Annotated in this window: 24 protein-coding genes; 14 read left to right on the forward strand and 10 right to left on the reverse strand. The window is 67.0% G+C overall.

The window, feature by feature from the left end; genetic code table 11:
• The first annotated feature begins 14 nt into the window (after positions 1-14).
• Positions 15-185: a hypothetical protein gene (locus tag CURTO8I2_RS04505; RefSeq protein ID WP_159679029.1), complete on the forward strand. Its 171-nt coding sequence runs from the start codon at positions 15-17 to the stop codon at positions 183-185.
• Positions 186-230: 45 nt separating this feature from the next.
• Here the strand turns inward: CURTO8I2_RS04505 and CURTO8I2_RS04510 are convergent, their stop codons facing one another.
• From CURTO8I2_RS04510 to CURTO8I2_RS04520, 3 genes are all read right to left on the reverse strand, one after another.
• A complete protein-coding gene (locus CURTO8I2_RS04510) occupies positions 231-1,226 on the reverse strand; it encodes a hypothetical protein (RefSeq protein ID WP_159679031.1) in 996 nt (331 codons plus the stop codon).
• A gap of 84 nt (positions 1,227-1,310) precedes the next feature.
• Positions 1,311-1,925, reverse strand: a complete 615-nt coding sequence (locus tag CURTO8I2_RS04515; protein ID WP_159679033.1) for a rhomboid family intramembrane serine protease — start codon at positions 1,923-1,925, stop codon at positions 1,311-1,313.
• A gap of 15 nt (positions 1,926-1,940) precedes the next feature.
• The gene (locus CURTO8I2_RS04520) at positions 1,941-3,560 is read right to left on the reverse strand and encodes an oligopeptide:H+ symporter (protein WP_159679035.1); all 1,620 of its coding nucleotides are present in this window, start codon (positions 3,558-3,560) and stop codon (positions 1,941-1,943) included.
• Between the two features lie 177 nt (positions 3,561-3,737).
• Between CURTO8I2_RS04520 and CURTO8I2_RS04525 the strand changes: the two genes are divergently transcribed.
• The 3 genes from CURTO8I2_RS04525 (at position 3,738) to CURTO8I2_RS04535 (ending at position 6,873) form a co-directional block, all read left to right on the forward strand.
• A complete protein-coding gene (locus tag CURTO8I2_RS04525; protein ID WP_159679037.1) occupies positions 3,738-5,528 on the forward strand; it encodes a M14 family metallopeptidase in 1,791 nt (596 codons plus the stop codon).
• The gene (locus CURTO8I2_RS04530; RefSeq protein ID WP_159679039.1) at positions 5,525-6,349 is read left to right on the forward strand and encodes an endonuclease/exonuclease/phosphatase family protein; all 825 of its coding nucleotides are present in this window, start codon (positions 5,525-5,527) and stop codon (positions 6,347-6,349) included. The genes CURTO8I2_RS04525 and CURTO8I2_RS04530 overlap by 4 nt, the downstream gene beginning before the upstream one ends.
• Before the next feature lie 62 nt (positions 6,350-6,411).
• Positions 6,412-6,873, forward strand: a complete 462-nt coding sequence (locus CURTO8I2_RS04535) for a YbaY family lipoprotein (protein WP_159679041.1) — start codon at positions 6,412-6,414, stop codon at positions 6,871-6,873.
• Between the two features lie 9 nt (positions 6,874-6,882).
• On the opposite strand, the gene alr is transcribed toward CURTO8I2_RS04535, so the two are convergent.
• The 6 genes from alr to CURTO8I2_RS04565 all read right to left on the reverse strand — a co-directional run bounded on the left by alr (position 6,883) and on the right by CURTO8I2_RS04565 (position 12,583).
• Complete coding sequence (alr, locus tag CURTO8I2_RS04540) at positions 6,883-7,971, reverse strand: alanine racemase (protein ID WP_159679043.1); 1,089 nt, start codon at positions 7,969-7,971, stop codon at positions 6,883-6,885.
• Positions 7,972-8,049: 78 nt separating this feature from the next.
• A complete protein-coding gene (locus CURTO8I2_RS04545; RefSeq protein WP_159679045.1) occupies positions 8,050-9,465 on the reverse strand; it encodes a replicative DNA helicase in 1,416 nt (471 codons plus the stop codon).
• 181 nt (positions 9,466-9,646) lie between these two features.
• Positions 9,647-10,099 carry a 50S ribosomal protein L9 gene (rplI, locus tag CURTO8I2_RS04550; RefSeq protein ID WP_159679047.1) on the reverse strand — a complete coding sequence of 151 codons (453 nt, stop codon included), beginning with the start codon at positions 10,097-10,099 and terminating at the stop codon, positions 9,647-9,649.
• A gap of 86 nt (positions 10,100-10,185) precedes the next feature.
• Positions 10,186-10,416 carry a 30S ribosomal protein S18 gene (gene rpsR / locus CURTO8I2_RS04555; RefSeq protein ID WP_096208774.1) on the reverse strand — a complete coding sequence of 77 codons (231 nt, stop codon included), beginning with the start codon at positions 10,414-10,416 and terminating at the stop codon, positions 10,186-10,188.
• A gap of 11 nt (positions 10,417-10,427) precedes the next feature.
• Positions 10,428-10,862 (reverse strand): 30S ribosomal protein S6, encoded by a 435-nt coding sequence (gene rpsF, locus CURTO8I2_RS04560; protein WP_159679049.1) that lies wholly within the window; start codon positions 10,860-10,862, stop codon positions 10,428-10,430.
• A 401-nt stretch (positions 10,863-11,263) separates the two neighbouring features.
• Positions 11,264-12,583, reverse strand: a complete 1,320-nt coding sequence (locus CURTO8I2_RS04565; RefSeq protein ID WP_159679051.1) for an MFS transporter — start codon at positions 12,581-12,583, stop codon at positions 11,264-11,266.
• A 190-nt stretch (positions 12,584-12,773) separates the two neighbouring features.
• On the opposite strand from CURTO8I2_RS04565, the gene cyoA reads away from it, so the two are divergent.
• Genes cyoA through CURTO8I2_RS04590 form a run of 5 tightly spaced genes read left to right on the forward strand, consistent with a single transcriptional unit; the run spans position 12,774 to position 17,835 of the window.
• Positions 12,774-13,973, forward strand: a complete 1,200-nt coding sequence (gene cyoA, locus CURTO8I2_RS04570; protein WP_159679053.1) for a ubiquinol oxidase subunit II — start codon at positions 12,774-12,776, stop codon at positions 13,971-13,973.
• Between the two features lie 47 nt (positions 13,974-14,020).
• Positions 14,021-16,033 (forward strand): cytochrome o ubiquinol oxidase subunit I, encoded by a 2,013-nt coding sequence (cyoB, locus tag CURTO8I2_RS04575; protein WP_159679055.1) that lies wholly within the window; start codon positions 14,021-14,023, stop codon positions 16,031-16,033.
• Between the two features lie 2 nt (positions 16,034-16,035).
• Positions 16,036-16,689, forward strand: a complete 654-nt coding sequence (cyoC, locus tag CURTO8I2_RS04580) for a cytochrome o ubiquinol oxidase subunit III (protein ID WP_159679057.1) — start codon at positions 16,036-16,038, stop codon at positions 16,687-16,689.
• The gene (gene cyoD / locus CURTO8I2_RS04585; RefSeq protein WP_159679059.1) at positions 16,686-17,081 is read left to right on the forward strand and encodes a cytochrome o ubiquinol oxidase subunit IV; all 396 of its coding nucleotides are present in this window, start codon (positions 16,686-16,688) and stop codon (positions 17,079-17,081) included. Before cyoC ends, cyoD begins: the two co-directional genes overlap by 4 nt.
• A gap of 13 nt (positions 17,082-17,094) precedes the next feature.
• On the forward strand, positions 17,095-17,835 hold the full coding sequence (locus CURTO8I2_RS04590) for an SURF1 family protein (protein ID WP_159679061.1): 741 nt from the start codon (positions 17,095-17,097) through the stop codon (positions 17,833-17,835).
• Positions 17,836-18,005: 170 nt separating this feature from the next.
• On the opposite strand, the gene CURTO8I2_RS04595 is transcribed toward CURTO8I2_RS04590, so the two are convergent.
• Entirely contained in the window at positions 18,006-18,341 is a 336-nt protein-coding gene (locus CURTO8I2_RS04595) for an iron-sulfur cluster assembly accessory protein (protein ID WP_159679062.1), read from the reverse strand.
• Between the two features lie 121 nt (positions 18,342-18,462).
• Here CURTO8I2_RS04595 and asnS point away from each other — a divergent pair, with 121 nt between their 5' ends.
• The 5 genes from asnS (at position 18,463) to CURTO8I2_RS04620 (ending at position 22,310) form a co-directional block, all read left to right on the forward strand.
• Entirely contained in the window at positions 18,463-19,860 is a 1,398-nt protein-coding gene (gene asnS / locus CURTO8I2_RS04600; protein WP_159679064.1) for an asparagine--tRNA ligase, read from the forward strand.
• Positions 19,861-20,013: 153 nt separating this feature from the next.
• On the forward strand, positions 20,014-20,316 hold the full coding sequence (locus tag CURTO8I2_RS04605; protein WP_159679066.1) for a hypothetical protein: 303 nt from the start codon (positions 20,014-20,016) through the stop codon (positions 20,314-20,316).
• Positions 20,317-20,332: 16 nt separating this feature from the next.
• Positions 20,333-20,632, forward strand: coding sequence for a hypothetical protein (locus CURTO8I2_RS04610; RefSeq protein ID WP_159679068.1), 300 nt, complete (start codon positions 20,333-20,335; stop codon positions 20,630-20,632).
• 7 nt (positions 20,633-20,639) lie between these two features.
• Complete coding sequence (locus CURTO8I2_RS04615) at positions 20,640-21,425, forward strand: SDR family NAD(P)-dependent oxidoreductase (RefSeq protein WP_159679070.1); 786 nt, start codon at positions 20,640-20,642, stop codon at positions 21,423-21,425.
• Positions 21,426-21,500: 75 nt separating this feature from the next.
• Positions 21,501-22,310, forward strand: a complete 810-nt coding sequence (locus CURTO8I2_RS04620) for a DNA-formamidopyrimidine glycosylase family protein (protein ID WP_159679072.1) — start codon at positions 21,501-21,503, stop codon at positions 22,308-22,310.
• Positions 22,311-22,321 lie beyond the last annotated feature (11 nt).

Genomic DNA, 22,321 nt, shown 5'->3' on the forward strand with positions numbered 1-22,321 from the left:
GGGACCTACACACCATGGACAGTCGACGCAACGACTTGCGGGAAGCCATCGAACGCCTGTTCGAATTGACGCGCCTGGAGCAGACGGACTCCAGCGAATTCGAACAGCTGGACCACTTCATCCAGCAACGCCTGCTCGACACCTACGGCGACGGCGCCGACGTCGCACTGCGCGCCGTGGCCTGAGCCACGGGTGGCACGCGCGCCGGGGTCGGCGCGCGCCCAGCCCGGTCAGTCGTTGCGGTGGTCGCGCTTGCCCTGATTGCGGCGGTCGCGCGTACTGACACTGCCGTTGATCGACGCCTGGCGGGTCTCGGCCTCATGCAGCGCCTGCGCTTTCGCACGCGCCTGCGGAGACTGGAAACCGGGTGCAGCCGACGCCGCCGCTTCGTTGCCCAGCGTCTCCCACGATTTGCCGGACTTCGCGTCCGCGTCGCGCTGCTCGAGCAGCTTGCGGGTGTTCTCCAGTGCCTGTTCGGGCGTGATCCCGCGCGTGCCGCGCCGACCGGGTTTGCCGGATTTCTCCGAGGCCGACTTGGGCCTGGCCGCCTTCGATGTCTTGCGCACGGCCGGCTTGGTCGCTGCAGAGGTCGCCGACTTGGCAGCAGCAGGCGATTTGGCGGTGGCCTTTTTTGCGACAGTCTTCTTTGCGGCCGTCGGAGTGGTCGCCGCTGCAGCGGTCCTGCTCGAAGCCTTCCGGGCGGGCGTAGCTGGAATCTTTTTCTGCGTGGACTTCGACGCGGACGCCGACGTCACGCGCTTCTTCGGCAACGCTGTCTTCTTCGTGGACTTCGTGGACTTCGCGGTCGCCGCCGGCTTCGTGACCGTCGTCTTGGCAGCGGCTTTTTTCGCCACCTTGGCGGGCGTGCGCTGTTTGGCAGCAGTCTTCGCAGGCTTGGCCTTCGCGGCTGCCTTCGCCGCCTTGGCGACGTCGCGGTGACGGGTCTCGAGCCGGACCAGAATGTCGGCCAGCAGCTCCGCCTTCTCGCCGGTACGCGCATTGGCGACACCCGTGCGCCCCGACTTGCTGCCGCTGGTCTTGCGCGATGCCAGACGCTGGCGCTTTTCGAGATCACGCGCGCGGTCACGCGCGGTGCGCGCCCGTGAGACAAGTTGCGTCAGACGCGATTCGCTGTGATCGCGCAGGGCGTTGGCACGACTGTCGTCGTACAACCCCATCTCGGTCTTGTTGAGCAGGGCGGTGGCTTTCGCTCGCGTGACTGCCATAGGACGCACTCCGTGGTTGGACGTGCGACCAGGATTATCACGCGTTACATGCAGGCACGGTGAGCGGGCTTCCGCGCAGCGCCGTCAGAACGACGGCGACATCAATCGATCGAGGAACACGCCGATGATGCGCGGCTCCATGATCACGGTGAACAACATGCCGTAGCCCGCGCCCCACAGATGCGCGCTGTGGTTGATGTTGTCGCCGCCGCGCTTGTCCATCCAGATGCTGTAGCCCACATAGCAGACGCCGAACACGATCGCCGGCATCGGAATGAAGAGCACCAGCAGCAACTGCCAGGGGTTGATCAGGATCGAGGCGAACAGCACTGCCGACACCGCGCCCGATGCACCGAGACTGCGGTAGTTCGGATCGTGCCGGTGGCGCAGATACGTCGGCAGGATCGCGACCAGGATTGCCGAGACATAGAACAGCAGGAAACCCACGGGGCCGATGTACGGCGCGAATGCGCGTTCGATGCCGGCACCGAAGAAGAACAGCGTGATCATGTTGAAGATCAGGTGCTGCCAGTCGGCGTGGATGAACCCGTGCGTGACCAGGCGGTCGTACTGCTTGTGCCGGTCGATCGCCGGCGGCCACAGGATCAGGCGACCGAGCAGCTTCGGTTTCTCGAAGGCCTGCCACGAGACCAGCACGGTCACGGTGATCAGGAAAAGGGTCACGGGTCCAAAATTCATCGAAAGTCCTCCGCGTCAGGCGACGCGGTAGTTGTCCTGCATGGGATAGCGTCGTGCGTAGAGGCCGAACGCGATGGCCGCGACGAAGGCGAAGGCGGCGAAGAAGAACATCAGGAAGGCGTTCTCGCTCATGCCGGTCGATGCGATATAGGCCGTGACCGCGTCGTTGCGCACGCCCGCGTTGGTCAGCAGTACCCACAGGCTGCCGAAGGTGCTGGTGAGGTACCACAGCGCCATGATCACACCCTTCATCGCCTGCGGCGCCTGGCTGTAGGCGAACTCCAGCGCGGTTGCCGACACCAGCACTTCGCCGAACGTCAGCAGCAGGTACGGCACCGACTGCCAGGCGAGCGAGACCTCCTGACCACCGTCGAGCCACAGCTGCAGGCCGCCGGCGACGATCCACGAGGTACCCGAGATCGCGATGCCCCAGCCCATGCGGCGCAGCGCGGTCGGTTCGAATCCCATGCGACGCAGTGCCGGATACAGCACCAGGTTGTTGAACGGGATCAGCAGCATCACCAGCAACGGATTGAGCGCCTGCATCTGCGCCGCGTCCTGGATCAGCCAGCTAGGCCACCACGCCGCCGCGTGCGGAATCACCATCTCGCGGCCCTGGATGATCCAGGTCGAGGCCTTCTGGTCGAAGAGCGACCAGAACGGCGTGACCAGCGCGAACACGATCAGGATGCGCAGCACCGCACGCACGCCGTCGACCGCCACGTCCGGATGCAGGCCACGCGCCCGCTCGAGCTGCAGCGATGCGCCCCAGCCGCCCAGCGCGATGATCACGCCCAGCGCCAGGCACGCGGTGATGACGAAACCGAAGTCGGTCGGCCACCACGGCATCGACACCGTGGCCGACAGCAGCCACAGCGCCAGCATGACGATGGCCGACACGACGCCCACCATCGCCACCGCCAGACCCGGCCGACCCTCGCCGGCATGCCGCGCGCGCAGCGCGGTCTTGACCACTTCGAAGAAGGCGTGCGGATCGCGGCGCGCCGGCGGCACGTTGACGTACTGCTTGCGGCCCAGCCAGAACACGAACGTGGCGATGAACATCAGGATGCCGGGGATGCCGAACGCCACGGCCGGTCCGTAGTGGCGCAGGAACAGCGGCGCCAGCAACGAGGCGAAGAACGAACCGAAATTGATGATCCAGTAGAAGGCGTCGAACACCACCTTCGCCTTGCTCTTGTTGGTCTGGTCGAACTGGTCGCCGCAGAACGAGACCACCAGCGGCTTGATGCCGCCGGAACCGAGCGCGATCAGGAACAGGCCCGTGGAGAAGCCGGTCGCGTTGCTCTCGAATGCGGCCAGGCACGCATGGCCGGCGCAGTAGATCAGCGAGAACCACAGGATGGTGTGGTACTTGCCGAAGAAGCGGTCGGCCAGCCAGCCGCCGAGCAGCGGGAAGAAGTACACGCCGATCACGAAGGTATGGAAGATGTCCTTCGCCGCCGCGTCCCGGTCCGCGCCCTGCGGCAGATAGCCGAGCAGCACCGAACTGATCAGGAACGGCACCAGGATGTTGCGCATGCCATAGAAGCTGAAGCGCTCGCAGGCTTCGTTGCCGATGATGTAGCCGATCTGGCGGGGCATCGGCCCGTTGGTGGTATGGAGGGTCGACATCGGCGACTTCGGGCATTGAGAAGCCGCAAAGCCTACCCGATCCCGGGCGCCTGACCGCCTCTTGCGCCATGCGCCGAAACCGGGCAGGACCACGACACGTCCGGCGCGCATCTCCACGCGGCTTGGGCGCGCGCGTCGCCCGCGGCATCATGGCGGCTCGCCCGACCGGACTCCGCCATGCCCTTGACCCGCTTGCCACTCGCGCTCGCCCTGCTGCTGTCCGTGCTGCCTGTCGCCGCCGCGGACGACCCGCGCATCACCGTCGCCGAGCGCAGCGGCTTCGTCGAGACGGGCCGCTACGACGAGGTGATCGCGCTGTGCGGGACCTTCGCCCGGCTGCATCCCGATGCGGTGCGCTGCATCCAATTCGGAACGTCCCCCGAGGGCCGACCGATGCAGGCGCTGGTCGCCAGCCGCAGCGGCGCGCTCGACCCGGACGCCGCGCACAAGGCAGGCATCCCCGTCGTCCTGGTCCAGGGCGGCATCCATGCCGGCGAGATCGACGGCAAGGACGCAGGCTTCCTCGCGCTGCGGGAGATGCTCGACGGACGCGCAGCGCCGGGCGCGCTGAATGACGCGGTACTGGTGTTCGTGCCGGTGTTCAGCGTCGACGGCCACGAACGCTTCGGCGCGTGGAACCGGCCCAACCAGCGCGGCCCGCGCGAGATGGGCTGGCGCACGACCGCGCAGAACCTCAACCTCAACCGCGACTACGCCAAGGCCGATGCGCCGGAAATGCAGGCGATGCTGGCGCTGGTGGAGGCTTGGGATCCGATCGCCACCATCGATCTGCACGCGACCAACGGCGCGCAGTTCGAACACGACATCTCGATCCAGGTCGAACCGGTGCACGCGGGCGATGCCGCGTTGCGCGACGTCGGCCGCACGTTCCGCGACGCGGTGATGGCCGACCTGGCGCGGCAGGGCTCGCTGCCGCTGCCCTACTACCCCTCGTTCGTCGAACACGACAACCCGGCATCCGGTTTCGAGGACGGCGTCTCGCCGCCGCGGTTCTCGACCGGCTATTTCCTGCTGCGCAACCGCCTGGCGATGCTGGTCGAAACGCACTCGTGGAAGGAGTATCCGGTCCGCGTGCGCATCACCCGCAACACCGTGGTGTCGGTGGTCGAACAGGTCGCGCGCCACGGCCGCGACTGGATGCGCATCGCGCGCGACGCGGATGCCCGTGCCGCGGCGCTGGGCGGCACGCGTCAGCCGCTCGCCTGGAAAGCGACCGATGCCAGCCATACCGTCGACTTCCGTGGCTACGCCTATACGCGCACGCCCTCCGAGGTGTCCGGCGCGCTGATGACCCGCTACGACGAAACCACGCCGCAACTGTGGCGCGTGCCCATGCGCGACACGCTGCGCCCATCCCTGGACGTCACGCTGCCGCGCGGCGGCTATCTGGTCCCGGCCGCGCATGCGGCGTGGGTGGGCGAGAAACTGCGCCAGCACGGCATCCGGTTCCAGGCGATCCCCACGGCGCAGCCCGCAGCCGCGGTCGAGGTCTTCCGCGCGACGACTGCCTCGCCCGCCGCGACATCCGTCGAAGGCCATCAACGCCTCGAGCTGCAGGGCGCGTGGACCGTCGAACCGCACGCCGTCGGTGCCGGCGCGCTGTACGTGCCGATCGCCCAGCCCAAGGCCCGCCTGGTCGCCGCGTTGCTGGAACCGCAGGCGCCCGACTCGCTGGCGGCCTGGGGGCGCTTCAACACCCATTTCGAGCGCAAGGAATACATGGAGGATTACGTCGCCGAACAGGTCGCGCGCCAGATGCTGGCAGCGGATCCGGCGCTGCGCGTCGAATTCGACGCCAAGCTCCGCAGCGACCCGGCATTTGCCGGCGATCCCGCGGCACGCCTCGACTTCTTCTACCGGCGCCACAGCGCCTGGGACGATCGCTACAACCTCTACCCCGTCATGCGCACCGACGCGGCGCCGACCACCGGAGACACCACGCCATGAAGCACCTGCTGACCGCCCTGCTCGCGATCGCGCTGTCCGCCTGCGCGGCCACCACGCCCCGCGCCGACGCAGCGCCGGAGCTGCGCGTCGTCACGCTCAACATCTATCACGACAAGGCGGAGTGGCCGAAGCGGTTGCCGCTGATCGTCGAACAGCTGCGCGCCCTCGATGCCGACGTGATCGCGCTGCAGGAAGTGCTGCAGACCGCGGACCTGCCGAACCAGGCGCAGACGCTCGGCGACGCGCTCGGCTACTCGGTGCAGTTCGTGTCCAACGATCCCCAAGGCCAGCCGCACCGCTACGGCAATGCCCTGCTGACCCGGCTGCCCGTGCTCGAACAGGGCGCGACCCCGCTGGAGCCGCGCGAGGATTCGCGCAGCATGGGACACGCGCGTCTGCGCTTCGACGGCAGGCCGCTGGATGTCTATTTCACCCATCTGCACCACACACCCGAAGGCGCGGCGCTCCGGCGTCGCCAGCTCGAGGACGCGCGCGCCTTCATCCAGCGTCAGGGCGATACGGCGCCCTCCATCGTGCTCGGCGACTTCAACGCGCTGGCGAACGCGCCGGAACTGTCGGTGCTCGACGGGTATGTCGACACCTACGGCGCGCTGCACCCGGGCGCCGATGCCGCACGCGTGACCACGCTGAACCCGCATTTCTTCGGTGAGTTCCGCAGGCGCATCGATCACGTCTTCGCACGGACCGGCCGGTTCGAGATCCGCGACGCGCGCATCGTGCTCGAGACGCCGGGCGCGAACGGCACCTGGCCGTCGGACCATTTCGGCACCTTCGTCGTGCTGCGCCCGACGACGCCTTGACCCGCCGTTCCACTGCGTCGGCGCATGCTGCGCCGCGACGTCTCCTACGAGGAAGCCCGACCATGTCACGTGCCCTGCTCCGCCTTGCCGCGCTGCCGCTGTGCGCATCCGCCCTGCTCGCCGCCTGCCAGACCACGCCCCCGCCGACCGCTTCCGGAGCCGCGCCGATGACCGAATCCACCGAGAGCGTGCGCATCCAGGGCGAGGCGATGTATTTCGAGAAGATCCTGCTGCCCGAGGGCACGCAGCTGCGTCTGCAGGTGCTCGACAACCAGCTCGCCGACACGCCGCAGGCGGTGCTCGCCGAGCAGGTGACCACCGTGGGCGCCGGGCCTTACGAATTCGCGATCGACGTGCCGCGCGCCAGGTTGCGCGACAACGGCCAGTACGGCCTGCACGCCTCGGTTTCGATGCCGGACGGCAGCCTGCGCTTCATCACCGACACGCGCGTGCCGGTCAACATCGCCGCCGATACGACGGACGTGCATGTGGGCCGCATCCGTCTCACCCACGTGCAGCCGTAAGGCAGTACCTCAGTCGTTGACGAAGCGCACGCGGCGGGTGATGCCGCAGGTCAGTGCATAGGAGATCGTGCCCGCGGCTTCGGCCACGGTCTCCACCGGCAGCGCTTCGCCCCACAGCACGACAGGATCGCCCGCGCGTGCACCGGGCTGGCCACGCAGGTCGATCGTCATCAGGTCCATCGACACGCGTCCCGCCACGCTGGCCATGCGTCCGTTGACCAGCACCGGCGTGCCCGCGGGTGCAAGCCGTGGATACCCGTCGCCGTAACCGACGGCGGCAACGCCGACCGGCATGTCCTCGGGGGCTTCCCAGGTCGCCGAATAGCCGATGCGCTCCCCCTTTGCCACGCGGTTGACCGCGAGCAGCCGGGTCTCGAAGGTCATCGCCGGCCGCAGACCGAACGAGGCGCCGCTGCGGCCGGCGACCACGGACATGCCGTAGAGCGCGCCGCCCGGTCGGATCCAGTCGCCGCAGGCATCGGGCCAGCCGAGCACGGCCGCGGAATTGGCCAGCGAACGCGGACCATCGAGTCCCTCGGTCGCTGCGGCGAGTGCGCGCATCTGCGCCGGCGTCTGCAACCCGTTCGGCGTCGTCGGGTCGAATTCGTCGGAACTGGCGAAATGGGTCATCAGCACGATGTCGCCGGCGACGCCGCGCGCCGCGCGCAGGCGTCCATGCGCCGCGCGCACCTGCTCGGGTGCGAAGCCCAGCCGGTGCATGCCGGTGTCGATCTTGAGCCAGACCCGGATCGGCGCGCCGTCGGTCTGCTCGAGCAGCTCGAGCTGCGCCGCGTGATGGACGATCGCCTCGGCGCGCAGCGCACGCAGCTGGTCCAGATCGTCGGGATTGTCGAACCCCGACAGCACGAGGATCGGCTGCTCGAGTCCGGCCGCGCGGATGCGCGCGGCATCCTCGATCGCGGCGACCCCGAACGCATCGGCCTCGCGCAAGGCACGTGCCGCGGTCTCCAGCCCATGGCCGTAACCGTCGGCCTTGACCATCGCCATCAGCTTTCGCCCCGGCGCCCGGGCGCGCATCGCGCCGAGGTTGTGGCGCAGCGCGTCGGTGTGGATGGTGGCGGTGATCGGGCGGGCCATGCGTAGCGGCAGCGAACGGGGCCTTCTATTGTGCCTTCGCCGCGCCGTGTACGCTGCGCGCTCGGGTGAACCGCGGCCTTACTCGAAGCTGCCGATCGAATCGTGCGAGAGATTGTCGAAGCGCGTGTACTCGCCGAAGAACTTCAGCTTCACCGAGCCCGTCGGGCCGCTACGCTGCTTGCCGATGATGATCTCGGCCAGACCTTTGTCCGGCGACGTTTCCTTGTTGTAGTAATCGTCGCGGTAGATGAAGACGATGATGTCGGCGTCCTGCTCGATGGCGCCCGATTCGCGCAGGTCGGCCATCACCGGGCGCTTGTCGGCGCGCGTTTCCAGCGAGCGGTTGAGCTGCGAGAGTGCCATCACCGGCACGTTGAGCTCCTTGGCCAACCCCTTGAGCGAACGCGAGATCTCCGAGATCTCGGTCGCGCGGTTCTCGCTGTTGCCCGGCACCGACATCAGCTGCAGGTAGTCGATGACGATCAGGCCCAGATCGTGCTCGCGCTTCAGGCGTCGGCACTTCGCCCGCAACACGTCGGGACCCAGACCCGGCGTGTCGTCGATAAAGATCTTGGTCTCCTTGAGCATCCGGATCGCGCTGCTGACGCGGCTCCAGTCCTCGTCCTCGAGCGCGCCGGTGCGCAGGCGCGTGGCATTGATGCGGCCGTTGGAGGAAATCAGGCGCAGCGCGAGCTGGCTGGCCGACATTTCCATCGAGAACACGCCGACCGCCTTCTTGGTCTTGATCGCCGCGTACTCGGCGATGTTCAGCGCGAACGTCGTCTTGCCCATCGCCGGACGCGCGGCGAGGATGATCAGATCCGTCGGCTGCAGGCCGGCGGTCATCTCGTCGAACTCGGTGTAGCCGGTCGGCAGGCCGGTCACGCCGCCGCCGTTGGTGTAGCGCGTCTGCAGCACGTCGAAGGCGTCGGCCATCGCCTTGTTGATCGCGGTGAAGTCGGTGCGTCCCTGCGCGCCGGCCTCGGCGATCTTGAACACCTGCTGCTCGGCCTTGGCCAGGATCTCGCTGCTGTCGCGTCCGTCGGGCTGGAAACCGTCGTTGACGATCTCGGTGCCCACTTCGATCAGCTGCCGCAGGATGGCCTTGTCGCGGACGATTTCCGCATACGCGCGAATGTTGGCCGCCGACGGCGTGGTGCTGGCCAGTTCGCCCAGGTAGGCGCCCCCGGCGACGAGTTCCGACAGCCCGTTGGACTCGAACCATTCGCCGAGCGTGACCGCGTCGAAGGGCTTGCTCTTCTCCGCCAGTTCCTGGATCGCGGCATAGATCTTCTGGTGGTCGCGGCGGTAGAAGTCGTCCGGCACCAGCAGGTCGGCGATGCGGTCGAATGCGTCGGGTACCAGCATCAGGCCACCGAGGACCGCCTGCTCGGCCTCCACCGACTGCGGCGGCACGCGCAGCTGTTCGACGCGCGGATCGCTGCGCTCGTGTCGATCGCGGTCGTTGTTGCGGTAATCGTTGCGTGCGGCCATGGGTCTCGGTGTCGAAGAACGGAATGCTGCGATCGGATGCTAGGCCGTGCGCCTGTGGACACGCGACCCCACAACCTGTGGATAAGATGCCGGGCGACCGCCGCAGCCGGCAGGCGCGCCGGATCCCCAAACGAAAACGGGCGCCTCGCGGCGCCCGTTCAGGACTACCCGATCCGAAGGATCAGGCGACCTCACCTTCGATGACGACCTTGACGGTGGTCTCGGCGTCGGCGTGCAGGTGCACCACGACCTCGAACTCGCCGGTGTTGCGGAACGCGCCTTCACCCAGCACGACTTCCGACTTGTTGACCGGCGTTACCGCCTTGGTCAGCGCGTCGGCGATCTCGCGCGGACCGACTGAACCGTAGAGCTTGCCTTCGGTCGACGCGTTCGCGTAGATCGTGACGCTGGCGCCTTCGAGCTTGGCAAGACGCTGCTGCGCCTCGTCGAGCTGCGACTGGGCCTTGGCCTCGTACTCGGCGCGGCGCGCTTCGAACTCGGCGATGCTCTTGGTGGTGGCCGGCACGGCCTTGCCCTGCGGCACCAGGAAGTTGCGGCCGTAGCCCGGCTTCACGTTGACCTTGTCACCGAGGTTGCCGAGGTTGGTGACCTTCTGCAGAAGAATCAGTTGCATGGTGTTGCTCCGTATCCGTTAGCGGCGCATGGGCGCCGCAACGAGTGCTGTCCGAATCGGACGAGAACGCGCGAAACCCGGCGGGCTCAGACGTTGTGGTTGTCGGTGTACGGGATCAGCGCGAGGAAACGCGCGCGCTTGACGGCCGTGGCCAGCTGGCGCTGGTAACGCGACTTCGTACCGGTGATGCGGCTCGGGACGATCTTGCCGTTCTCGGTGAGGTTCTGGCGCAGGGTGTTGAGATCCTTGTAATCGATCTCCTTGACACCCTCGGCGGTGAACTTGCAGAACTTGCGGCGGCGGAAGAACTTGGACATGTGCGTGATCCTCAGGCGGCTTCGGCGGAGTTGTCGGACTTGTCTGCGTCGGCATCGTTGCCGGCAGAGTCGCCTTCGTCGTCACGGCGACGACGCTCGCCACGCTCAGGCTTGTCACCCTTCTCGTCCTTGTTCTTCATGATCAGGGACTGCTCGGTGTCCGCCTCGTCGCGGCGCACCACCAGGTGACGCAACACGGCGTCGTTGAAGCGGAACGCTTCGACGAGCTCGTCGAGGCCGGCCTGGCCGACTTCGATGTTGAACATCACATAGTGGGCCTTGACCAGATTGTTGATCGGGTACGCCAGCTGGCGGCGGCCCCAGTCTTCCAGACGGTGGATCTTGCCTTCGGCACCTTCGATCAGCGACTTGTAGCGCTCGATCATCGCGGGCACCTGCTCGCTCTGGTCCGGATGGACCAGGAACACGACTTCGTAATGACGCATGTTGGTTTCCTTTCGGATATCGACCCCGCTTTCGCGCCGGCCTGGATAGCCCCCCGTCCGCGGCGCGGCCGCACGGTGGGGCAAGGGCTCCCGACGACAGGCGTCGCAGGGAGCCGGGCATTCTCACAGAAGCGGCCCGCGCGGGCAAGCGGGCGGGCGCGCTCAAGACCATGCGCGCTGCGCTGCGACATTCGGTCGCAGTCTCACTGACCTGCGCGACGTGGTGAAATACACGTGCCGGGGCGCAAGCCTTCAGACGCGCCGACCGGCCGGATCCACCCCAGTCGAAGACGATCTCCGCCATTGCGGAGCCGAGGACCGCAGCCGTGCAAGTTCGCCCGTCCCGCAACCCGCACGCCCCCCGAGGGGGCGCGTGCGTGCGCGGCATCCGGCGCGCTGGCTCAGCGCACCGTTTCGAGCGTGCGGCTGAAGGCCAGCGCGGCCAGCGTCACCACCGCGCCCGACAGCAGGTAGTAGCCAACGTAGGCCAGGCCGAACTTGCTGCACAGGCCCAGTGCGACCAGCGGCGCGAAACCCGCACCGACGAGCCACGCGATATCGGACGTCACCGCCGCGCCGGTGTAGCGGTAGATGCTCTCGAAGCGCGAGGCGATCGCGTTGCTCGCCTGGCCCAGCGACAGTCCCAGCAGCGCGAAGCCGACGATCACATAGGTGGTGCGACCGCCCGTGGTGTCACTGCCCAGCAGCGGCGCGGCGAAGAAGCTGAAGATCGCGATCAGCACTGCGGCGATCGCCAGTTGCCCCCGTCGGCCCACACGATCGGCGAGGATGCCCGACAGCATGATGCCCAGACCGCCCACGACCGACCCCAGGAACAGGCTGCCGAGGAAGTCGGCGGCGTTGTGGTCGGTGTAGAGCGTGGTCCAGCTCAGCGGGAAGATCGTCACCAGGTGGAACATGGCGTAGGTCGCCAGCGGGATCAGCGCGCCCACGAACACCTGGCGGGGATGGGTGCGGATGGTTTCGATCACGCGCCGCGGCTGCAGCTCCTTCTCGTCGAACAGGCGCTTGAACTCCGGCGTGACCACCAGACGCAGGCGCGCGAACAGCGCGACGACGTTGAGCGCCAGCGCGACGAAGAACGGGAAGCGCCAGCCCCAGGCCATGAAGTCCTCCTGGCTGAGCACGCGCGTGAACACGTAGAACATGCCGCAGGCGAGCATGAAGCCGAGCGCGGCGCCGAGCTGCGGGACCATCGCGTACCAGCCGCGGCGGTTGGCCGGGGCGCTCAAAGACAGCAGCGACGGCAGGCCGTCCCAGGCGCCGCCCCAGCCCAGGCCCTGGCCGAAGCGGAACACCGCGAGCAGCACGGGCGCGAGCATGCCGGCCTGCGCGTAGCTGGGAAGGAAGGCGATGGCCATCGTCGATCCGCACAGCAGGAACAGCGCGCCGATCAGCTTGGCCGCGCGACTGAAGTTGCGGTCGATCGCCATGAAGATGATCGAGCCGATCGGCCGGGCGATGAAGGCCAGCGAGAACACGGCGAACGACTTGAGCGTCGCCTGCACCGGATCGCTGTCGGGAAAGAACAGGTACGGAAACACCAGCACCGCGGCGATGCCATAGACGAAGAAGTCGAAGAATTCCGAGGTCCGCCCCATCACCACCGGGAATGCGATCTTGCCGGGCGAGATGTCCAGGTCATCGGACTCCGGTGCATCGTCGAGACCGGTGGTGGCCTGCTGTACGGGTTCGCTCATCTGCGCGCTCTCTCCGGTCGTTATGGGGATCGTTATGGGGGATAATGCACCGCATTGTGACCCCGAAACGGGCCCGCCAAGCAAGATGCATCACAGCAACGGCCGGCACCCCGCCACACCCCCACGCTAGCGGCCGCGCCGTGGCGCCTCCGTCAAGTCGTTTTCCTCTCCCGTTGTCGTTGATCCCCCCATGAAATCCATATTCCGAATCTCCGCGCTGCTGCTGGCAGCCACGCTGCTGTCGAGCTGCGACTGGGTCGTGATGTCCCCGGCCGGCGACATCGCCGTCCAGCAGCGCGACCTGATCGTGCTGTCCACGGTCCTGATGCTGCTGATCATCGTGCCGGTGATCTTCCTGACGTTCTTCTTCGCCTGGAAATACCGCGAGTCGAACAAGGACGCCGAGTACGCGCCCGAGTGGCACCACTCCACCCGCCTGGAGCTGGTGATCTGGTCGGCGCCGCTGGCGATCATCCTGGTGCTGGGCACGGTCACCTGGATCGCGACCCACAAGCTCGATCCGTACCGCCCGCTCGACCGGATCGACGCCAACACGCCGATCGCCGACGGCGTCGAACCGCTGGTCGTCGAAGTGGTCGCGGTGGACTGGAAATGGCTGTTCTTCTATCCCGAGCAGGGCATCGCGACGGTCAACGAGCTCGCCGCGCCGGTAAACACGCCGATCCGGTTCCGCCTCACCTCGTCGTCGATCATGAACTCGTTCTTCGTGCCGGCGCTCGCGGGGCAGATCTACGCGATGCCGGGCATGGAGACCAACCTCAACGCCGTCATCAACAAGGAAGGCGTCTACAAGGGCTTCTCCGGCAATTTCAGCGGCGACGGCTTCTCGCACATGCACTTCAACTTCCACGGCCTGACCCAGGACGGGTTCGACGCATGGGTGGAGAAGGCGCGCGCCGAAGGCGTGACCCTGGGCCGCGACGAATACCTTGTGCTCGAGCGTCCGTCGGAGCGCGAGCCGGTGCGCTACTTCAACGATGTCGACCCGTCGTTGTACGAGGCCATCCTCAACATGTGCGTCGCGCCGGGCTCGATGTGCGTGCATGAGATGGCGCACATCGACCGCAGCGGCGGCGGTGGCGTGGACAGCCTCGAGAACTACGCCCGTCTGCGTTACGACAACCGCCATGCCGACGATCCGGTCGCGGCGCCGGCAGCGACGTTCCCCGAAGCCGGTCGCGAAGCACGTGGCGACGAGCCCCAGGGCCACCAGCCGCGCGCCGTGTCGCCGGAAGAGGACACCCCGCAGCCGACGCCGACCAACGAGGACGACGACGAGGGCGTCAAGCCGATCCCGCCGGGCCAGGCCCCGCAGCAGGAAGGCGCGCCCGGCAAGCCTGACGACGACGGCGCGCCCCCGGCGCGCTGACCGTCCGCATCGCTCAAACGCAATAACCAGTACCAGGCAGGAACCCCATGTCCGCACCCCAGGACCAGCTCAACTCACCGTGGATCGGGCGACTCTCGCTCGATGCACTGCCGTTTCTCCATGACCCCGTGGTGGGCGTCACCTTCGTCGGCGTCGTGCTGGGCGGAATCGCCCTGCTCTTCCTGCTGACCAAGTACCGCCTCTGGGGGTACCTGTGGAAGGAATGGTTCACCAGCATCGACCACAAGAAGATCGGCATCATGTATTGCATCCTCGCAATCGTGATGCTGCTGCGCGGCTTCTCCGACGCGGTGCTGATGCGCGCGCACCAGGCGATGGCGGCGAGCGGCAGCGAGGGCTTCCTGCCCCCGCACCACTACGACCAGATCTTCACCGCGCACGGCGTGATCATGATCTTCTTCGTGGCCATGCCGCTGGTGACGGGCCTGATGAACTACGTGGTGCCGCTGCAGATCGGCGCACGTGACGTCTCGTTCCCGTTCCTCAACAACTTCAGCTTCTGGATGACCACCGCGGGCGCGGTGCTGATCATGATCTCGCTGTTCGTGGGCGAATTCGCGCGCACCGGCTGGCTGGCGTATCCGCCGCTGTCGGGCGCCGATTACAGTCCGGGCACCGGCATGGACTACTACCTGTGGGGTCTACAGGTGGCGGGCGTGGGTACCACGCTGTCGGGCATCAACCTGATCGTGACCATCGTCAAGATGCGTGCGCCGGGCATGAAGCTCATGCGCATGCCGATCTTCACCTGGACCTCGCTCTGCACCAACATCCTGATCGTCGCCTCGTTCCCGATCCTGACGGCGACGCTGGCGCTGCTGACGATGGACCGCTACGTCGGCACGAACTTCTTCACGAACGATCTCGGCGGCAATCCGATGATGTACGTGAACCTGATCTGGATCTGGGGTCACCCGGAAGTCTATATCCTGATCCTGCCGGCCTTCGGCATCTTCTCCGAGGTCGTCGCGACGTACTGCGGCAAGCGTCTGTTCGGCTATACGTCGATGGTCTACGCGACCGCGGTGATCACCATCCTGTCGTACCTGGTGTGGCTGCACCACTTCTTCACCATGGGCTCGGGCGCGAGCGTCAACGCGTTCTTCGGCATCACGACGATGATCATCTCGATCCCGACGGGCGCGAAGATCTTCAATTGGCTCTTCACGATGTACAAGGGCCGCATCCGCTTCGACGTGCCGATGCTGTGGACGGTCGGTTTCATGTTCACCTTCGTCATCGGTGGCATGACCGGCGTGCTGCTGGCGGTGCCGCCGGCGGACTTCGTGCTGCACAACAGCCTGTTCCTGGTGGCGCACTTCCACAACGTCATCATCGGCGGCGTGGTCTTCGGCCTGTTCGCCGGCATGGTGTACTGGTTCCCGAAGGCCTTCGGCTTCAAGCTCGACGAGTTCTGGGGCAAGGTCTCGTTCTGGTGCTGGCTGGTCGGGTTCTGGCTCGCGTTCACCCCGCTCTACATCATGGGTCTGATGGGCATCACCCGTCGCCTGAGCCAGTTCGAGGACACCTCGCTGTCGGTGTTCTTCATCGTCGCGGCGGTCGGTGCCGCGCTGGTGGGCGCGGGCATCCTGGCTTTCCTGATGTCGATCGCGGTGGCGGTCAAGAACCGCAAGAAGCTGGTCGACACCACCGGTGATCCGTGGAACGGCCGCACCCTGGAATGGGCGACGTCCTCGCCGCCGCCGAGCTACAACTTCGCGTTCACCCCGGTCGTCCATGAGATCGACGCGTGGAACGACATGAAGAAGCACGGCTACCAGCGCCCGACGACCGGCTTCGTGCCGATCCACATGCCCAAGAACACGGGCGCCGGCGTGGTGCTGTCGGCGATCAGCGTGGTCCTGGCCTTCGGCCTGGTGTGGCACATCTGGTGGCTGGCCGGCGTGTCGTTCGTGGGTCTGATCGTCGCGGCGATCTGGCACACCTTCAATTACGACCGCGAGTTCTACATCCCGGCCCAGGAAGTGACGGACACCGAGGATGCGCGCACCCGCGCGCTCGCACAGCAGGCACTCTGAACATGGCACACACGATTCAAACCCAGAGCGGGACCACCGAGCGCGTCTACCACGTGATCGAGGATCTGCACGCCCACGACGACGGGCACGAGCACCATCCCGAAACCGGCACCAACCTCGGTTTCTGGATGTACCTGATGAGCGACTGCCTCATCTTCGCCATCCTGTTCGCCGTCCACGCCGTGCTCGGCCGCAACTATGCGGCCGGCCCGTCGCCGGCCGACCTGTTCGACCTGAAGCTGATCCTGGTCGCGACGTTCATGCTGCTGTTCTCGTCGATCACCTACGGGTTCGCGATGCTGAACTCCTACCGGAACAACGTGCGCGGCACGATCCTGTGGCTGCTCGTCACCGGCCTGTTCGGCCTGGCGTTCCTGTGCATCGAACTCTACGAGTTCCATCACCTCGCCCACCTGGGGGCGACGCCGCAGCGCAGCGCGTTCCTATCGTCGTTCTTCACCCTGGTCGGCACGCACGGCCTGCACGTGACCTTCGGCCTGATCTGGCTGGTGACGCTGGTCGTGCAGCTGAAGAAGCACGGCCTGACCGCCGCCAACAACCGCCGCCTGATGTGCCTGTCGATGTTCTGGCACTTCCTCGACGTGATCTGGATCGGCGTGTTCTCGTATGTGTACTTGATGGGAGTCGTGGGATGAGCACCAACACAAACACCCCGGCGCAGCACCACCCCGCCCACGAGTCGGCGCACGATGCGCACGGCCACGGCAGCATGCGCGACTACGTGATCGGCTTCGTCCTGTCGGTCATCCTCACCGTGATCCCGTTCTGGCTGGTCATGGGCGACGTGCTGGAAAGCCGCGTCTGGACGGTCGCGCTGATCATGTTCTTCGGCGCCGTGCAGATCGTCGTGCACATGGTCTACTTCCTGCACATGAACCGGAAATCCGAAGGCGGCTGGATCCTGATGTCGCTGCTCTTCACCGGCATCATCATCGTCATCGCGCTGGTCGGGTCGCTGTGGGTCATGCACCATCTCGAGGCCAACATGATGCCGATGTCGCCCGAGCAGATGCGACAGGCGCCCTGACGACGGACGATCCATGAGCGGAGCATCCCGCGTCACCGCACGCCCGGTCATCCGCTGGGCGCTGCTGGTGTTCCTGATCGCCGCCACCCTGGGCTTCATCGCCCTCGGTGTGTGGCAGGTGGAACGCCTGCAGTGGAAGCGCGATCTGATCGCACGCGTCGATGCGCGCGTGCACGCGTCGCCGGACCGCTTGCCGGCGTCGTCGTTCCGCTCGGCGCCGAATCCCGCCGAAGACGAATACCGCCGCGTCACCGCGACCGGTCGCTTGCTGCACACGCAGGAAGTCGCGGTGTATGCGACGACCGAACGCGGTCCCGGCTACTGGATCATGACCCCGCTGGTCACGCCCGACGGCGCGGTCTGGATCAACCGCGGCTACGTGGACAACGCGCATCGCGCGCGCGACAGCCGTGCGCGGCACGACGAGTCGGACACGGTCAGCGTCACCGGTCTGCTCCGCCTGCCCGAACAGCACGGGCTGTTCCTCCGGGCCAACGTGCCGGATGAAGACCGCTGGTACACCCGCTCACCCGCCGAGTTCTCGGCCGCGCGCATGGTCGACGGTCCGGTCGCGCCCTTCTTCATCGACGCCCAGGACCGCATCGACACCGGCCACTGGCCGGTACCGGGCCTGACGATGGTGCAGTTCCGCAACAACCACCTCAGCTATGCGCTGACGTGGTTCGGCATGGCGCTGCTGGGCCTGCTGGCGACGGGGTTCGTGCTGCGCAGCGAATTCCGGCGCAAGCGCTGAAGATTGAAGCCCTCCGCCTGCGGGCGTGGGTTGGATAGGGCAAACCGTCAGGTCGTCTGAGCGTCGATCCACGCGATGGATGACGCACTGGCGTTTCCGAGAACGGAACGTTCGCCCCCATCCCCGCCTTCGCGCGCGCGGGAAGGCGCGGATCAACGCGCGCAGCGCGCTTACTTCGTCGGATCGGTCGTGAAGCTCTCGCCGCAGCCGCAGGCCGCGGCGGCGTTCGGGTTGCGGAACACGAATTCCTGGTTCAGGCCTTTCTGCGCGAAATCGATCTCGGTGCCGTCCACGATCGGCTGGCTCTGCGCATCGACGTAGATGCGCACGCCGTCCTGCTCGCTGACCGCGTCGCCCGGCTGTTCCTCACGGGCGATGTCGACGACGTAGCCCCAGCCGGAGCAGCCGGTCTTGGTGACGCCGAAACGCAGACCGAGTGCATCGGGACTGGCCGCGAGGAAACGGCGGGCGCGTGCGAGCGCTGCGGGGGCAAGTGCAATGGCCATGACGCGAGTGTACTCCCGTGGACCCGAACGCCCGCTGGCGGACGGCCCCACCGGCGCGCAGTCCGGCTCCGGTAGACTGTGCTGCCGCGTGTTATCGGACCGGATTTCCAGGATTCAAGGCATGACCACGATCAGCGTCCAACAGGCCCTTGCCGGGCACATTCCAGAAGGCGGCGAAGTCACCGTCCGTGGCTGGGTCCGTACCCGCCGTGATTCCAAGGCGGGGCTGAGCTTCGTCAACGTCAGCGACGGCTCGTGCTTCGCGCCGATCCAGGTCGTCGCGACGGACGCGCTCGACAACTACGAATCCGAAGTGAAGCGTCTGACCGCGGGCTGCTCGGTCATCGCCACCGGCACGCTGGTCAAGTCGCAGGGCCAGGGCCAGAGCTTCGAGATCCAGGCCGCTGCGCTGGACGTCGTCGGCTGGGTCGAGGATCCGGAGACCTATCCGATCCAGCCCAAGGCGCATTCGCTGGAATTCCTGCGCGAGGTCGCGCATCTGCGCCCGCGTACCAATCTGTTCGGCGCGGTCACGCGCATCCGCCACTGCCTCGCGCAGGCGGCGCACCGCTACTTCCACGAGAACGGCTACTACTGGATCAACACGCCGATCGTGACCACGTCCGACGCCGAAGGCGCGGGCCAGATGTTCCGCATCTCGACGCTGGATCTGGCGAACCTGCCGATGCGCGAGGGCAAGGTCGATTTCAGCCGCGATTTCTTCGGCAAGGAAGCGTTCCTCACCGTGTCCGGCCAGCTCAACGTCGAGGCCTATTGCCTGGCGATGAGCAAGGTCTACACCTTCGGCCCGACGTTCCGCGCCGAGAACAGCCACACCACGCGTCACCTGGCCGAGTTCTGGATGATCGAGCCGGAGATCGCGTTCGCCGATCTCGCCGAGAACGCGCGCATCTCCGAGGAGTTCCTCAAGTACCTGTTCCGCGCGGTGCTCGACGAGCGCGCCGACGACATGGCGTTCATCGCCGAGCGCGTGCAGAAGGACGCGATCACGCGTCTGGAAGCATTCGTCAATGCACCCTTCGAGCGCATCGAATACACCGACGCGGTGGAGCTGCTGCGCAAGTCCGGGCACAAGTTCGAGTTCCCGGTCGAATGGGGCCTGGACCTGCAGACCGAGCACGAGCGCTGGCTGACCGAGCAGCACGTCGGTCGCCCGGTCGTGGTGACCAACTATCCCGAGCACATCAAGGCGTTCTACATGCGCCTCAACGACGACGGCAAGACCGTCGCGGCGATGGACGTGCTGGCGCCCGGCATCGGCGAGATCATCGGCGGCGCGCAGCGCGAGGAACGACTCGACGTGCTCGACGCGCGCATGGACCAGTTCGGCCTCGATCGCGAGCACTACAGCTGGTATCGCGATTTCCGCAAATACGGCACGGTGCCGCACGCGGGCTTCGGTCTCGGCTTCGAACGCCTGATCGTCTACATCTGCGGTCTGTCGAACATCCGCGATGCGATCCCGTATCCGCGCGCACCGGGGCAGGCGGAGTACTGAGGCGCCGGTATCTGTCATTCGTGACCGGTGATCCGGTAGAGCGGGTCACCATCGCTTCACGGGCACCGGCCGGAGAAGAATCTTGCGTTTTCGAATCACCGATCATCCTTTTCGACGGACGCACGTCCGGTTCCCACGCAGTGCGGTCACACCGTGACTCTCTTCCTCGCCCTGTGCTTTTTCGGCGTCGCGATCGGCGGGTTCACCGCGTTCGTGATCTTCTGGCCGCTGTCGCTGGTGCATCTGCGCGACCGGCACCCCGCGGTGCGTGGACGCTTCGGCGAGAACGCGATCGTGCAGCCGGCCGCGCTGCGCTGGCTGCTCGCTGGCACCTATTACGAAGTGCCAGACCGGCAGTTCACCGGCCTGGCCACACCCGCACGCATTTCCCTGATGGTGATCCTCGGCGCACTCACGGCCTCGGCCGTGCTGTGGCTGTGGTCGATCGCCCCCTGATTTGGAGTTCCGTTCCATGACCCACGACCAGTGGTGGCTCGCATCCATCGGCCGCACGGTGATCTGGGCCCGCCTGCGCGTGCGCGATGCCGGCGTCGCCGAAGTCCTCGACAGCGACGGCAACACGCTCGTCTACGACAGCGAGGACACCGCACGCGGCATGCTGCTCGATGCCGAGTTCGTCGAATGGGACGGCCTCGATGCCGAGGACGCACTCGAGCGCGGTTTTGCGATGGACGAGATCGCGCCGCCGCAGGCCGACGACGATGCGCAGCTGCGCGAGCGCATGGTGCAATCGCTCGGCAAGCGCGCCTGATCCCCGCATGGACCTCGATCTCAGAGGCCGTCACGCCCTCGTCTGCGGCGCCTCCGAAGGCATCGGTCGCGCCACCGCGCACGAACTCGCCCAGCTCGGCGCCAGCGTGACCGTGCTCGCGCGTCGCGCGGATGCACTGCAGGCAGTGCTCGACGATCTGCCCACGGCGCAGGGCCAGACGCATCACGCGCTGGCGGTCGACATGGACGATTCCGGACTGCTTCAGACGACGATCGCCGCGCACGTCGCCGCGCATCCGGTGCAGATCCTGGTCAACAACACCGGCGGCCCCGCCGGGGGCAGCGCGCACGAAGCGCCACTCGATGCATTCGAGGCCGCGTTCCGCCGTCACCTGCTCGGCGGCCAGGTACTGGTGCAGGCGGTCCTGCCCGCGATGCGCGCGGCCCGTTGGGGCCGCATCGTCAACGTGGTCTCGACGTCGGTGCGCGAGCCGATCGCCGGCCTGGGCGTGTCGAATACCGTGCGCGGCGCGGTCGCCAGCTGGGCCAAGACGCTGTCGCGCGAGCTTGCGCCCGACGGCATCACCGTCAACAACGTGCTGCCGGGCTACACCCGCACCGGCCGCATCGACCAGGTGGTCGCGGACCGCGTCCGTCGCACCGGTCAGGACGAGGACGCGGTGCTGGCGTCGATGCGCGCCAGCGTGCCCGCGGGCCGCTTCGCGGAGCCGTCCGAGACTGCAGGCGTGATCGCGTTCCTGTGCGCGCCGGCGGCGGCCTACGTCACCGGCGTGAGCCTGCCGGTCGATGGTGGGCGGATGGCGTCCATCTAGCGCAACCCCGAAGGCACCCCAACGGCCGGCCGCGCGGTCACGACGCCGCGACGTCGCCATTGCTTCGATGCGCCGATGCCTGAAGGTCCCGAAACCCACGCACTTGCCGATCGCCTGTCGACCCTGCTCGTCGACGAGACGCTGACCCGTGTGCGCTTCATCGATCCTGCACTGCAGCGCCGGCGCGCCCTGCTCGAAGGCCGGCGCGTGGGCGCGGTCGAGGCGCGCGGCAAGGCGCTGCTGACCGCTGTCGAGGGCGGCTGGACGCTGTACACGCACAGCCATCTGTTCGGCTTCTGGCGGTTCGTCGAAGACCTCGATGCCCTGCCCGACGGCGCGCCCCCACGGCTGGTGCTGGCTACGTTACGCGGCGTCGCGGCGCTGTACGCGGCGCCGTCGATCTCGCTGTGGCGCACCGACGACCTCGGCGCGCAGCCGTATCTCGCCAAGCTCGGGCCGGACGTGCTCGATCCCGCGGTGGATGCCAAGGGTCTGCTCGTGCACATGCGCACGCCGCGCTTCGCGCGCCGCACGCTGGCGATGCTGCTGCTCGACCAGGGCTTCGCTGCCGGCATGGGCAACTACCTGCGCTCGGAGGTGCTGTTCCAGGCGCGGCTCGCGCCGCACCGCCTGCTGCAGGACCTCACAACCGGGGAGCGTCGCCGGCTGGCGAACGCGCTGCTCGACGTGCCGCGACGCGCCTATCGCGCCAAGCACGACGATGCACTGCCGCCCGGCAAGGATTATCTCGCCAGCACCCGTGCGCAGTTCGGTTTCAAGGTCTTCGAGCGCAAGGGCGATCCCTGCCCGCGCGGCGACGGCCGCATCGTCGAGTCACGGCTGGCCGGCCGACGGCTGTACTGGTGCAAGGGCTGCCAGACCTGAGCGACGTCGAC

The sequence above is a fragment of the Luteimonas sp. 9C genome (assembly GCF_902506295.1).
Classification (GTDB): domain Bacteria; phylum Pseudomonadota; class Gammaproteobacteria; order Xanthomonadales; family Xanthomonadaceae; genus Luteimonas.

Excerpts from the sequence above, each read along its gene's own strand:
- CURTO8I2_RS04535 (WP_159679041.1), top strand. The coding sequence starts at position 6,412 with ATGTCACGTGCCCTGCTCCGCCTTGCCGCGCTGCCGCTGTGCGCATCC.
- CURTO8I2_RS04590 (WP_159679061.1), top strand. The coding sequence starts at position 17,095 with ATGAGCGGAGCATCCCGCGTCACCGCACGCCCGGTCATCCGCTGGGCG.
- asnS (WP_159679064.1), top strand. The coding sequence starts at position 18,463 with ATGACCACGATCAGCGTCCAACAGGCCCTTGCCGGGCACATTCCAGAA.
- cyoA (WP_159679053.1), top strand. The coding sequence starts at position 12,774 with ATGAAATCCATATTCCGAATCTCCGCGCTGCTGCTGGCAGCCACGCTG.
- CURTO8I2_RS04520 (WP_159679035.1), bottom strand. The coding sequence starts at position 3,560 with ATGTCGACCCTCCATACCACCAACGGGCCGATGCCCCGCCAGATCGGC.
- rpsR (WP_096208774.1), bottom strand. The coding sequence starts at position 10,416 with ATGTCCAAGTTCTTCCGCCGCCGCAAGTTCTGCAAGTTCACCGCCGAG.
- CURTO8I2_RS04530 (WP_159679039.1), top strand. The coding sequence starts at position 5,525 with ATGAAGCACCTGCTGACCGCCCTGCTCGCGATCGCGCTGTCCGCCTGC.
- cyoC (WP_159679057.1), top strand. The coding sequence starts at position 16,036 with ATGGCACACACGATTCAAACCCAGAGCGGGACCACCGAGCGCGTCTAC.
- alr (WP_159679043.1), bottom strand. The coding sequence starts at position 7,971 with ATGGCCCGCCCGATCACCGCCACCATCCACACCGACGCGCTGCGCCAC.
- CURTO8I2_RS04525 (WP_159679037.1), top strand. The coding sequence starts at position 3,738 with ATGCCCTTGACCCGCTTGCCACTCGCGCTCGCCCTGCTGCTGTCCGTG.
- cyoD (WP_159679059.1), top strand. The coding sequence starts at position 16,686 with ATGAGCACCAACACAAACACCCCGGCGCAGCACCACCCCGCCCACGAG.
- CURTO8I2_RS04545 (WP_159679045.1), bottom strand. The coding sequence starts at position 9,465 with ATGGCCGCACGCAACGATTACCGCAACAACGACCGCGATCGACACGAG.
- CURTO8I2_RS04510 (WP_159679031.1), bottom strand. The coding sequence starts at position 1,226 with ATGGCAGTCACGCGAGCGAAAGCCACCGCCCTGCTCAACAAGACCGAG.
- rplI (WP_159679047.1), bottom strand. The coding sequence starts at position 10,099 with ATGCAACTGATTCTTCTGCAGAAGGTCACCAACCTCGGCAACCTCGGT.
- CURTO8I2_RS04610 (WP_159679068.1), top strand. The coding sequence starts at position 20,333 with ATGACCCACGACCAGTGGTGGCTCGCATCCATCGGCCGCACGGTGATC.
- CURTO8I2_RS04565 (WP_159679051.1), bottom strand. The coding sequence starts at position 12,583 with ATGAGCGAACCCGTACAGCAGGCCACCACCGGTCTCGACGATGCACCG.
- cyoB (WP_159679055.1), top strand. The coding sequence starts at position 14,021 with ATGTCCGCACCCCAGGACCAGCTCAACTCACCGTGGATCGGGCGACTC.
- CURTO8I2_RS04615 (WP_159679070.1), top strand. The coding sequence starts at position 20,640 with ATGGACCTCGATCTCAGAGGCCGTCACGCCCTCGTCTGCGGCGCCTCC.
- CURTO8I2_RS04620 (WP_159679072.1), top strand. The coding sequence starts at position 21,501 with ATGCCTGAAGGTCCCGAAACCCACGCACTTGCCGATCGCCTGTCGACC.
- rpsF (WP_159679049.1), bottom strand. The coding sequence starts at position 10,862 with ATGCGTCATTACGAAGTCGTGTTCCTGGTCCATCCGGACCAGAGCGAG.
- CURTO8I2_RS04595 (WP_159679062.1), bottom strand. The coding sequence starts at position 18,341 with ATGGCCATTGCACTTGCCCCCGCAGCGCTCGCACGCGCCCGCCGTTTC.
- CURTO8I2_RS04505 (WP_159679029.1), top strand. The coding sequence starts at position 15 with ATGGACAGTCGACGCAACGACTTGCGGGAAGCCATCGAACGCCTGTTC.
- CURTO8I2_RS04515 (WP_159679033.1), bottom strand. The coding sequence starts at position 1,925 with ATGAATTTTGGACCCGTGACCCTTTTCCTGATCACCGTGACCGTGCTG.